This window comes from Priestia sp. GS2, assembly GCF_036409025.1.
Lineage (GTDB): Bacteria > Bacillota > Bacilli > Bacillales > Bacillaceae_H > Priestia > Priestia aryabhattai_A.
In genome coordinates, this window is record NZ_JAZGJX010000001.1 from 2,941,163 (window position 1) to 2,953,713 (window position 12,551).

At 37.9% G+C, this 12,551-nt stretch carries 11 protein-coding genes; 3 read left to right on the plus strand and 8 right to left on the minus strand.

What is annotated here, in order from left to right; all coding sequences use genetic code 11:
- Positions 1–134: 134 nt before the first annotated feature.
- On the plus strand, positions 135–1,007 hold the full coding sequence (locus V2145_RS14960) for a LysR family transcriptional regulator (RefSeq protein WP_094912264.1): 873 nt from the start codon (positions 135–137) through the stop codon (positions 1,005–1,007).
- A 36-nt stretch (positions 1,008–1,043) separates the two neighbouring features.
- On the opposite strand, the gene V2145_RS14965 is transcribed toward V2145_RS14960, so the two are convergent.
- The 6 genes from V2145_RS14965 to mmuM all read right to left on the minus strand — a co-directional run bounded on the left by V2145_RS14965 (position 1,044) and on the right by mmuM (position 8,228).
- Positions 1,044–1,994: a tripartite tricarboxylate transporter substrate binding protein gene (locus V2145_RS14965; RefSeq protein WP_311859124.1), complete on the minus strand. Its 951-nt coding sequence runs from the start codon at positions 1,992–1,994 to the stop codon at positions 1,044–1,046.
- 14 nt (positions 1,995–2,008) lie between these two features.
- A complete protein-coding gene (locus tag V2145_RS14970; RefSeq protein ID WP_330987967.1) occupies positions 2,009–2,680 on the minus strand; it encodes a response regulator in 672 nt (223 codons plus the stop codon).
- 44 nt (positions 2,681–2,724) lie between these two features.
- The gene (locus V2145_RS14975; RefSeq protein WP_330987968.1) at positions 2,725–4,314 is read right to left on the minus strand and encodes a sensor histidine kinase; all 1,590 of its coding nucleotides are present in this window, start codon (positions 4,312–4,314) and stop codon (positions 2,725–2,727) included.
- 360 nt (positions 4,315–4,674) lie between these two features.
- On the minus strand, positions 4,675–5,982 hold the full coding sequence (locus tag V2145_RS14980) for a CitMHS family transporter (RefSeq protein WP_094912260.1): 1,308 nt from the start codon (positions 5,980–5,982) through the stop codon (positions 4,675–4,677).
- A 273-nt stretch (positions 5,983–6,255) separates the two neighbouring features.
- Positions 6,256–6,822: an ImmA/IrrE family metallo-endopeptidase gene (locus V2145_RS14985; RefSeq protein WP_131887286.1), complete on the minus strand. Its 567-nt coding sequence runs from the start codon at positions 6,820–6,822 to the stop codon at positions 6,256–6,258.
- A 476-nt stretch (positions 6,823–7,298) separates the two neighbouring features.
- Positions 7,299–8,228 carry a homocysteine S-methyltransferase gene (gene mmuM, locus V2145_RS14990; RefSeq protein ID WP_131887287.1) on the minus strand — a complete coding sequence of 310 codons (930 nt, stop codon included), beginning with the start codon at positions 8,226–8,228 and terminating at the stop codon, positions 7,299–7,301.
- Between the two features lie 335 nt (positions 8,229–8,563).
- Between mmuM and V2145_RS14995 the strand changes: the two genes are divergently transcribed.
- Entirely contained in the window at positions 8,564–8,752 is a 189-nt protein-coding gene (locus V2145_RS14995) for a YolD-like family protein (RefSeq protein WP_025910354.1), read from the plus strand.
- A 44-nt stretch (positions 8,753–8,796) separates the two neighbouring features.
- Here the strand turns inward: V2145_RS14995 and V2145_RS15000 are convergent, their stop codons facing one another.
- Entirely contained in the window at positions 8,797–9,483 is a 687-nt protein-coding gene (locus V2145_RS15000) for a response regulator (protein ID WP_131887288.1), read from the minus strand.
- A 26-nt stretch (positions 9,484–9,509) separates the two neighbouring features.
- The gene (locus V2145_RS15005) at positions 9,510–11,087 is read right to left on the minus strand and encodes an ATP-binding protein (RefSeq protein WP_131887289.1); all 1,578 of its coding nucleotides are present in this window, start codon (positions 11,085–11,087) and stop codon (positions 9,510–9,512) included.
- A gap of 135 nt (positions 11,088–11,222) precedes the next feature.
- Between V2145_RS15005 and V2145_RS15010 the strand changes: the two genes are divergently transcribed.
- The gene (locus tag V2145_RS15010) at positions 11,223–12,260 is read left to right on the plus strand and encodes a DctP family TRAP transporter solute-binding subunit (protein ID WP_131887290.1); all 1,038 of its coding nucleotides are present in this window, start codon (positions 11,223–11,225) and stop codon (positions 12,258–12,260) included.
- The last annotated feature ends 291 nt before the right edge of the window (positions 12,261–12,551 follow it).

Sequence of the window (12,551 nt, forward strand, 5' to 3'; positions counted from 1 at the left end):
ACCTTCTTGCCCATACGGATGAGCTTTACGTTTTCTATCTATTTAAACTATAGTATACTTTTAGAGATAATTGAAATATCGGATTTGTATGTAGAAAGATAAAAAAAATTAATACCTAAATAAAGGAGGAAGAAATGGACGATCGAGATTGGCTCATTTTACAGCTTTTATACCAAGAAAAAAATATCACAAAAGCTGCAAAGCTACTTTATATTTCACAACCAGCCCTGACGAACCGCTTGCAGCAGATGGAAAAAGAATTCGGTGTCCAAATTGTTAATCGTGGGCGCAGAGGTATCCATTTTACACCTCAAGGAGAATATTTAGCAAAATCTGCTGATAAAATGATTGCGCATCTCCAACACATAAAAGACCACGTTTTAAATATGGGCGATAAGCTAACGGGTACACTAAGGCTTGGCGTCTCGAATTTCTTTACGGATTACAAATTACCAGGACTTTTGCGCTTATTTAAAGACAAATATCCTGATGTCGAATTTAAAGTTACCACCGGATGGAGCAGTGACGTTGTAAACCTCTTACACCATCAAGATGTTCATATTGCTTTTGTAAAAGGTGATTATAACTGGCGCAATGAAAAGAGACTTCTCTTTGAAGAAACCATTTGCATTGCTTCTAAAAAACCTATTGAGATAGATGATCTCCCACACTTACCTCGAATCGATTATCATCAAGACCGTTTTTTGAAGACCGCTGTTGACCATTGGTGGAGCGAAAATTTCAATCAACCTCCAAGCGTCAGTATTCACGTAGACAAAGCGGATACGTGTAAAAAGATGGTTGAAAATGGGCTTGGATACGCGATGCTCCCTCACATGCTAGTTGAAGATGTTGAAGGACTTCACGTCATTCCGATGCAAAACGAAGATGGAACCGCTCTACTTCGAAAGACGTGGATGTACTTTCATGAAGAGTCACTTGAAATTAAAATTGTTAAGGCCTTTATTGAATTTATTGAAGAGATTAATCTGCACGATATTCATTAAACGGATAAGAAAGCTATATGGAATCATATAGCTTTTTTACTTGCCGTTCATTAATTCTTCATATAGCTTACTTTGTCTTTCCAAAAATACAGACGCACCGCTGCTATTCTTATAAAAAGGGTAAAAATCATTTTCTTTTAAAAGCTGTTTCCACGCCTTCGTATTGACCATTTTGTATATGGTTTGATTCCAGTAATCAATTTCTTCTTGCGTCATATTCGGTGGACCCATCAATCCTCTCCAGTGGCTAAAAACAACGTCAACCCCTTCTTCTTTCCAAGTTGGAACATTGTTAAATTCCGCTAAGCGCTGTGGAGCTGAAATGCCTAAAATCCGAACGTCTCCTCGCTTGTACGCACTTTTTGCTTCTGATAGCGACATAGGAGCTACTTGAACTTCATTTTCTTGGAGCGCATCTAGTACGCCATGGCTGCTTCCATATACATAAAAAGCTAAGCGAGAAGTTTCAACGTTTGCTTTCTGCGCTGCTTGTACAAACGACAAATGATCGTCATTTCCTAATCGAGGAGATAATCCAATCTTTAATAAATGATGGTTTTCTCTTAAAGCATCCATCAAACTCTTCATCGTCGTAATGGAGGAAGAGCTTGGAACAACGATGACTTCCCATTCGGTTGCCAAAATCGCAAGAGGTGTAAAGTCTTTATACGTTAACTGACTTTGTCCTAGTAAATGATTCGTAATTAATAAGCTAGAGTTACCTGAAATGACATTGCCTTTTTCATGTTTCTGTACATACCGCCATGCTTCTTCTCCTTGACTTTGTGTTTTATTCACAACAGAAACAGGTATATCCATTACTTCTTGCTGTAACACATGCTGCATAGTCCTAGCGGTTAAGTCTGCTCCACCTCCAACCGCTCCTGGAGCTACTAATTCTACGTGATCAAATTGAACGTTTTGATCACGGTTGCTGCAGCTCATTAACATAAGAATTACGCTTATTAAACTAACCCACTTCTTCATGTATTCACCCTGACCTATGTTAAATGATACTTTCGCTCCGGCCGACCAACAATCCCATAATCATACTGAACATGACACTCTTGCACCGATACTAAATATTCTAAATAGCGACGGGCCGTTGTTCGAGAGACGCCCATCGTTTTGCCCATTTCTTCAATTGTAATACCTTCTGTGAGGTCTTTTAAAATAGCCTTCACTCGTTTTAACGTAATTCCGTCAATTCCAGATGGTAAGACTTTTTCCACTGTCTGCTGCTTATCATAACCAAAATACGAGTTAACAAATGACTGGTCCACTTCATCTCGAGCTTGCAATAACCTTCTTTTTTTCTGGTACCCTTCGATTGCTTCAATGAATGACTCCATTTTTACAGGCTTAATTAAGTAATTGACCACACCGTTGCGCAAGCATCGCTCTAGAATATCCTTTTCAGTGGCAGCCGTCACCACAATAACATCTACTTTTGGAAACCGTTCACGAATGCGTGGTAATAAATCCGTTCCCATTTTATCAGGCATATAAATATCTAAAATAAGCAAATCGATATTTTCTTGCTCAAGCATTTCTATGGCGTCTTTAGCATTTAAAGCCTTTCCTACTACTTTCACATTCTCTATTTCTTGTAAAAATCGTTCTTGAACCTGAGCGATTCGAAAATCATCCTCTGCAATGGCTACTTTTAACATGATGTCTCTCTCCTTTGTTTGATTTTCTCTCATTCCAATTGCGTTTACTTTCGCTTCGGTAGATAAACGGAGAATGTGGTACCTTCTTCTTCAGGATGAATGTCAATCCAACCCTGAAGCTCATTAATCATTTCTTTTACATTTGAAAGTCCATATCCTCGGTTTTGTCCTTTCGTTGAAAACCCTTTTGAAAACAATTTATCAATTATATCTTCTGAAATTCCACTTCCATTATCACTTACTTCAATAATGATATCTTGACCAATATCTGTAATAAAAAATGAGACTTGCTTATCCTCTTGCGCACTGACTGCATCAAAAGCATTATCAATTAGGTTTCCAATAATGATGATTAAGTGTGAGACATCAATATGCGAAGGTAACTCTTTTAATAAGCTATCTTCCGCAATAGTAAACTCTACTTTCTTTTCAGACGCTTTTCCCATCTTGCCTAATAGCACAGCTTGTACTTTAGCATCCAAGATTTGATGAAATAAAATCCGATTTTGCGTTTGGTGCGCATTGGATTCTTTTTGAATAAATTCAAAGGCTTCATCATACTCCCCCAGCTGAAGCAGTCCAGACAGCACATAAAGCTTGTTTGTAAATTCATGTGTTTGTGCTCGTAAGTCCTCAGAGTATCTTCGTACTTCTCCTAGCGTATGAATTAAATGATTCAGCTCTGTTTTATCGCGGAAACTTGCTACTACACCAACGATTTTGTCATTTTCAATAATGGGCAGTAAATTTAAAATGAAAAGCTTATTATGAAAGCGAATTTCTTGATCATTTTGCGCTTGCCCATCTACCAACACTCGCATCATGTTTGTATAAGGAAATACTTCAATAATAGACTTTGGTATATAGTTATCCTGTAAGCCAAGCATATGCCTCGCTGATGTATTCATCATCGTAATTCGACCTTTCGCATCAATGGCGATAATGCCTTCTTTTATTGACCGCAAAATCGCACTACGCTCTCGATACAGAGAAGCAATTTCGTTTGGCTCTAATCCAAGAGTATCTTTCTTAATGCTTTTGGCGAGCAAGACTCCCCCAACAATTCCAAGAAGAAGCACAAGAAAAGCGTAAAATATAATTTGTTGGATGCGTTTAATTAAATGAGCATGAACGTCTCGCTCTAAAAACTCTACGGTAACGACACCAATAATTTCGCGGTAGTTTCCTTCTTCGCTAATCACCGGAGCTTTCCCCATAATAGATAGACCGGAAGTTCCCATGCCTTCTAGCGTATAGTACCCTCCAAACATAAGCGCACGGTAGTTCGAACTTGCATTAGATTGGCGGTCTTTTATTTTCTCATCGTCAGGTGAATAAATGGCTTTTTTTCGGTTTTCAACGATAACCGCTTCGGCACCAATTTGTTCACGCACTTGCTCTGCTAAAGGCTGAATGACCTTTGAAGGATTCTTATCATTGAAAGCTTGTTTGACCTCTGGCATAAAGGAAATTGATTTGGCAGCCTGCAAAGCTAGTTGTTCCGCTTGCTTTTTTGATTCGACTGCTTGCATATAAGAAAATATACTAGCAAGTAACGTAACCACAAGCAGGACCAAACCCACGGTCAGACCAACTGTTTTTGTTTCTAACGAAATGGAAATTGTTTTTTTCATTCTAGTTTGACATCCTTCTTCTATTTGCACTCCTCTTTTATTCTACCAAAGTTTTTATCTTACGTTTTGATTTGTCTGACTTTTATAAATATGAAATCCCTACTTCAGATAAGGAAGGACCACTACTAATAAAAATTACAATCACGGCTTTTTTATTAAGTTGACTTTTAATGAGAACTTTTCATTCTTTTGGTAGTTTAAAAGAGTCCCTTTACTTTGAAGCTTCAAGATAAGAACTCTATTGCCTTCTTAATTATTTCAAAGCATTCTTATTGAAGTAGACTATCTTTTGTAGCTTGAGTTCATCTATTCATTATATAGAAAAGAACTTACCCGCTTGAAAGCGAATAAGTTCTCATGTTATAAGGTGATGACTCCTGTAATAATAGCAACAAGCAGCATGACCATTGATGTACCAATTGTCCACTTTAACGTGTAGCGTTGGAATTCTCCAAGGTCAACTTTTGCCATACCTACTAATAGATATGTAGAAGCAACAAGTGGACTGAGTAAGTGAACGGGCTGACCAATTAATGACGCACGAGCAATTTCAGCTGCATCAATTCCATATGTTGCTGCTGCCTGTGCGATAATTGGTAGAATCCCATAATAGTAAGCATCATTTGACATAAAGAATGTAAACGGCATGCTTGTAATAGCTGTGATGACTGACATGTAAGGTCCCAATGCATCTGGAATAAGCGACACTAAGCTATTGCCCATCGCATCAACCATTTTTGTACCAGATAAAATTCCTGTAAAGATCCCTGCTGCGAAAACCAGTGATACAACGGCTAGTACGTTACCGGCATGAGCAGTAATTCGCTCTTTTTGTGTTTCTAAGTTTGGATAGTTAATCATAATCGCAATAGCAAACGCTATCATAAATAAGATTTGTAAAGGCATGATTCCACTAATTAACCCAACCATTAATAAAATTGTTAAACCAAGGTTCACATAGAGTAATTTTGGTCGCTTATAGCTTGGCTGTTCCACTGCTGCTGCTTGCTCTGCAAACGCAACTTGTACAGGTGAAATATCCTTCAAATCTATTACCCCTAAGCGTTGACGTTCTTTTTTACCAAACAAGTAAGCAGTGAAAATAACCCAAATTGCTCCTCCAACCATTGCTGGAATTAACGGTGTAAATACTTGAGAAGCATCTAGGTTTAATGCACTCATCGCACGAGCAGTTGGGCCACCCCAAGGCGTTAAGTTCATAACCCCGCTTCCCATAATGGCAATACAGGCTAACATCATCGTACTCATGTTTAGCTTTTTATAAAGTGGTAGCATTGCAGAGAGCGTAATCATATATGTAGTTGTTCCGTCACCGTCTAACGAAATAGTTAGAACAAGGATGGCTGTACCAACCGTAATTTTCAGTGGATCCCCTTTAACAATCTTTAAAATCTTACCTACGACTGGATCAAATAAACCTGCATCAATCATAATACCAAAGTACAAAATAGCAAACATGAGCATTACGCCCGTTGGTGCTAATTCCTTCACACCGGCTAACGCCATTTCACCTATATCTGTTGTAAATCCACCAATGATTGCAAATATAACGGGAATAACCATCAGTGCAATTAATGGTGTTAAGCGATTTGTCATAATTAAAAACATGAAGGTACATACCATTGCAAAACCAAGTATTGCTAACATATAAATCCCCCTACCCCTTTGTTTTGTATACGCTTTCATTAAAGGTGACAAAGCCATGGTTTTATCTGTATTTACATGATGTTAAACATTGAGCTGCCAGTTACACTAGCTTCTGTTTTTACAGCACCTTAATTTTCTGTTTTTTCTTAAAATAATCATAATTTAAGATTCGGTTCGCTGTAAATAATTCGTCATATAAATACTTTTAAAACTTTTTATATAATTAAATCCTTTTTGTTCATGACTTTTAAAACATAGATAGGAGTAGGTTTGTTATTCAACACGAAGAGTAAGCGGAGAGCGTAGTGGAGAATGCACTTGTTGATATTGCTGAATTGCTTCTTGAAGATAAGGAATGTTATATAGCTGCTTGGATTCCATTCCTTCTATCTGTAAAAAATGTTCAATTGCATATGTGTTTGCAAACAGTTCTTGCTGCTTGTTTCCCTCTCTTAATACAACTTGATTTTGAGTTCGATCTACGTGATGGCCTAGTTCATGAAGAACAATGAAAGCAAACTGATGAGCTTTTTTGTTTTTCATGGTGTCAATAAAGACAATTGGACATTCCTTTACTGTGTATTTTTTATAGTTAATTTCAAAGTGTAGCGCCTGCTTCTTTGCGGAGGTTTGCTTTGGAAATTGTCCATAATAAACGCCCAGAACGTCTCTCCCTTGTACCTTAACACTGCCAAGGCAATAAACGCCCTTTACACCGTTCCAGGCTTCAGGAGAAGTAACTTTTTCAATTTCTTTGAGAATTGCTCGTTGCTTTTTACTCAGCAATCCGTAAAAAAGTACACCATGAACAGCTACAGGTTCATCTTTTTTCCAAAACATCTTGTCGCCTCCTCTACAATCGATTAATTCTTTGTTACCTTAACTATATGATATTTATAGCCATAGTTAAAATATCGTTTTTTTATCGTTAGCTATTATATTTAGTTATGTCAGATTTAACTTGTTTTTAGAGGGGGAAGCACTTGTTCTCTGCATAGCGTGATTTCCATTTCAGGTTGCTTCCTTTCCGCAGGGCGAGCGCTGAGCCTCCTCGTAAACTGCGGGGTCTCATCTGGCCCGCTAATCCTGCTGGAGTGGCGCACCTTTCATTTCAATCACGGGACTTTTGAATAGGGAAAAACTTGATAAGGTTACTCTTCTATTCTAACAACACCCTTTACTTGGTATGATTTATAAAGAGCACGCTGTAAAATATCATATTACCCTTTGACTTTACTTCTATATATGTTCTACTTTCTGATTTCCCGTCATAAACTAAAAAAGACACCTTCGCCTAGCAAAGATGTCTTTTCGTGTTACCTTGTGAGCTTTGTAATTGATTCAATGTCTTCAGGAGTTGTTCGGCAACAGCCACCAATAAGCTGTGCTCCCGCTTGGCGCCAGTCGGATGCAAAGCACTGATAGGACTGCTGTGCTTCTGATCCACTCCACGTTTTGCTTGTTGGATCATACTGTTCACCAGAGTTAGGATATACCAGAATCGGTGTCTTCGTGTTTGCTTTCATGTTGTGAACTAGGCTTTTTACGTACTGAGGAGGCGTGCAGTTAATGCCTATCGCTATCACTTGTTCATGCGAGTCGAGCCACTCTGCACATGCTGCAGCCGCTGTTCCATTGCTGATGTGTTCTTCATCTTTGGCACTGAAGCTAATCCACGCATAAGCATCGGGAAACTCTTTAAGCACCCGCACGATTGCTTTTGCTTCCTGTAAACTTGGAATTGTCTCACAGGCTAATAAATCCACACCAGCTTCAAGTAATGCTTTTATGCGAGGACGATGGAAATTCATGAGCTCTTCTTCTGTTAAGCTATAGTTTCCCGTATACTCAGATCCATCTGCCAAGTATGCTCCGTATGGCCCTACAGAGCCTGCTACTAATGGTTTTGGTCGAGCGGCAGTTTGATTGTTTTGCCAAAATTCATCTCTTGCCTCAATCGCTAACTGGGCAGAGAGCTTCATTAAACGAACCGCGTCTGCTTTATTAATACCGCGCTTTGCAAAACCTTCAATTGTTGTTTGATAGCTAGCCGTTATCGCACAGTCAGCTCCTGCTACAAAATAATCTTTATGTACTTGTTTAATGGCTTCTGGTTGTTCAACTAACACTTTCGCTGACCATAAGCTGTCATTTAAATCACAGCCGTATCGTTCTAATTCTGTGGCTAATGCGCCGTCGAGCACAACAAGAGGGTGTGTATGTAAAATATGTTGAATTGGGTTCATAGGATGTAGAGTTTAAACTCTTTTAAAGCCACCTTTCAGATTATTTCAAATATGTTGAACAGTCTAATAGAGGCGAAGGTGTTTGTCAAGGAAACCTTTAGGTAACAAACTCTTAACATGAGATTAACAGTTTTTTCACTTGAATTTCATAAAGAAAAGGTAAGATTAACAGTGTGAAAAGCCTTTTTAAAAATAACTGTGCAAAATTTCACAAAGTGTTCAATTTTTAAGTGAAAACGCTTTCTATTTTTGTGTATACTAAGAGTAGATAAAAAAACGCTTACATTTTACTTCGGTTTTCATAAATAAAACATACCATGAGAGGAGATTATCTAATGATTTTAAAAGCTTTACGAAAAAACGGTTCTGTGACAGTTAATTATTATCGTGATGGTTTATTAGAGACTTTCAAAGGAAAAGTAAAACAGTTAAACCTAGTCGAGCAAACATTATCTTTACAGGATGAAAATCACAACACGTTATCTTTACGCTTGTCAGGAATTAAAGAAATCTATGAATCATAGCTAAAGAGGCCGGTCTAGCAAAGAACCGGTCTTTTTTTTTGCGACTATTTTTGTTGTAGTAAATAGCGATTAACAGGCCTGCCCACTCGTCCATACTCAACGTAAAGCTCAACTTCTTTTTCTTGATCTAAATACTCCAAATAGCGACGAGCTGTAACTCTTGCGATACCCATTCCTTCTGCAACTTCTTCTGCTGAAATCGGATCTGTTTGACTATGTAAATATGACCTTATTCCAGCTAATGTAATTGTGTTCAGTCCTTTGGGTAACATTGTGCTTTTCTCAGAGGCTGTTTTAAATAACAGGGTATCCACTTCATCTTGCGTAATGGTTTGGCTTTTTCCTAGTTTGTTTTGGCGCTGTCGATAATTTTCTAATGCTTGCTTCATACGCTCAAACTTAAATGGCTTCATAATGTAATCCACCGCGCCGTATTGTAATACACGCTTTATCGTTTCACTATCACTGGCCGCTGTGACCGCAATTACATCAGACTGATAACCTTTTGAGCGAATTTTTTGGAGGGTAGTAATTCCATCTTGGTGAGGCATATACATATCAATTATGATTAAATCAGGAAGATCTTTTTCAATCATTCGTAACCCTTCTACGCCATTTGATGCCACACTTGTTACTACAAATCCTTCTACCTGCTCGATGAATTGCTTATTTACTTCTTGTACCATTAAATCATCTTCAATCACAAGTACCTTCCATTGGCTTTTCGTCATGCTTCCATCCCCTTTTCGCTTATAACCTACACTACGAATGTAATGGTAAACGCTGTTCCATGCCCATGCTCTGTTTCAACCGAAATATCTCCATTGCCTTTTTGAACGATTTGATAAATTAAATAAAGTCCGATACCTCGGTTTTCTTTTGCTTTTGTTGAAAAACCCTCTTCAAAAATATGTTTCACCTCTTCTTCTGTCATGCCGCACCCGTTATCCTCTACCAAAATTGATAATACGTCTTCTGTTTGTTCAATACTTACATAAACTTCTTTATCATCCTGGAATGAGTCAACGTAAGAATCGAAAGCGTTTTCAATCAAATTTCCGATAACAACAACAAAGTCATGGTGATCTAAATGTTTAGGAAATGTTTCTAAATAGCTGTGCTTATCAATGGTTAACGTAATTCCCAGCTCTTTCCCTCTGCTTACTTTGCTAATTAACAGTCCTGATACGCTTTCATTTTTAATGTTCTTGTGCAAAAAGTTCGTCAGTTCTCCTTGCTTTTCTGAAACTTCGAAAACATACTCTAACGCTTTCTCGTTATTTCCTAGCTGGATTAATCCCGCAATAGTATGCAGCTTGTTCATGTACTCGTGACTCTGTACGCGAAGCGCGCTTACAAATGCTTTTACTCCGGTTAACTCTTCAGCAAGTTTTTTTACTTCTGTTCGGTCTTGGAAAACCGCAACCGCTCCCACCGTTTCTCCTTTTACCTTTATGGGAACACGATTACTTAGAATGGTTAAATTACGCACTTGAAGCTCTTTATTATATACCGGTTGATTTAGCTGTAGGATTTCTGGTAAGCGCGTATCTGGAATCACATCATAGATTGATTGTCCAATCACTTCATCATGAATATTCATGATTGCTTTTGCCTTATCGTTAAAAATAGTAATATATTCATCTTTATCTATGGCAATTACAGCTTCATGCATAGCATTAAACGTTTCAGTTCGCTCAACAAACAGCCGTGCAATCTCATCTGGCTCTAGCTCAAACATTTGCTTTTTTATGTGAGAAGCTAATACCCAAGCTCCCCATCCTCCAAACAGTAAAATTAAAAGGCTGATGATAGAGATTTCCTTCTTTACACTACGAATAACTTCAGAAAAGGTTGGTAATAGATAGCCACTAATCACGACACCAACCTGTTCGTGATGATGATTAATAATGGGAACGAGCGAGCGTATGACAGTCCCTCTCTCCCCTTTGGCTTTATCAGTATACGTATGTTCAGCAAATGCTTGTCCTTCATCTTCTCCGTGCGATTTCGTACCAATCATAGCGTTGACCGGATGAGAGAGCCTTGTCTTTTTCATATCAAGCACGACTATGTAATCTGCTCCGTGAATAATTCGAATGGGATCTACTATTGTGTTAATTTTCTGCCTTTTTCGTTCATCTCCCGTTATCTTTTCACTAACCTCCGTCATTTCAGCGACGGTTCTTGATGTCACGAGCGCTCGCTGCCTCAAGTCTTCTTCCTTTAATTCAATAAATTCTTTGATGACGACAATACCAGCTAAAAACAGCGCAAAGACGATAATAAAGAAGATTAAGGCAGTCATCTTCGTTTGCATTGAAAATCGATTCATAAAGCCCAAAATCCCTCTTCTTTCTCAACTATGTCATCTTTATTTATTTTACCATGCTCTAAATCTGCGTGGTAAAATAAATCATAAGATTATAATTCTTCTCATTGAGATGCAAGGAGCTGAGAGTAAAAGCTTATGCGAGTATTTATTATCACAGCTTTATTTGTTAGCGCTTTCTTTATTTATATTTTACTTTTCCCTCCTTCTTTTTTACATTCGGAACACGTCTATAGAGATGATGAACAACAAGGGCTAGATGAGCAAATCGTCATTAATTTTAGTCATGTTGTAGCTGAGAATACCCCAAAAGGGTTAGCAGCGCAAAAATTTGCCAAGATTGTTAATGAAAGATCAAATGGCAAAGTTAAAGTTGAAGTTTTTTCAAATGGTGTGCTCTATTCTGATAAAGAAGAAGTAGATGCTTTAAGGCGAAATGACGTTCAAATGATTGCTCCTTCTTTCTCAAAGCTTGCAGATATAAACGAAGATTGGTTACTTTTTGACCTCCCATTTATGTTTAAAGATGAAGGTGAAGTTGAGACAGCTTTAAATGGTCAAATTGGCAAAAGTCTGCAAGCATCCCTCAAAAAAGAGAATTTAAAAGGACTAGCATTCTGGAACAACGGATTTAAACAAATGACGAGTAATCAAAAGAAGCTAGCTGTACCAGATGACTTTAAAGGTCAACGTTTTCGCATTATGCCAAGCGAAGTTATCAAAAAACAGTTTGAACTTCTGGAGGCTAAACCTACCACTGCTACATTTAACCGAGTATACGAGTCACTTGAAAAGCAGGAGTTTGATGGTCAAGAAAATACTATTTCAAATATCTATTCAAAGCGTCTATATACGTTACAGCAGTATATGACCATTAGTAACCACGGCTACTTAGGTTACACTGTAATGATGGACGAAAACTATTGGAACAGCTTACCTTCCGATGTTCAGCTTCTTCTTTCAAATGCAATGGATGAAACAACAGCTTGGATGTGGGAACACTCGAAAGAAATGAATGATCAGCAGCTCGAAAAAATTAAACGGGAGTCTACTATTCAAGTTCACTACCTAACAGAGCAAGAAAAAGCGAGATGGAAACAGCGCTTTACTCCCCTTTACACAGAATTTGAAAAGCGATTAACAAAAGAGATTGTGGAAGAAACATATAAGAAGTGATTAGAGAGACTGAGACATAGGCAGTTCACCCCCTACTATCCCTAACTGATTGAGAGTTTACAACTTTTAATTGGTCAGGGTTTTTGCTGATTTGGAAAACTATTTTAGAAACAGATGGGAACATCTATTGTGTGCCTTTTAAAATTACTCATTTTGTCATGTCTCAAACTCTTTTCTATGAAAATTCTAAGAACTTAATGAACAAAAAGACCATTATCACCAGAAATTTCACCCCCCTTTCATATGCGGTACTATAAGTTTACAAGATTAATGAAAACGTTATCAATACAT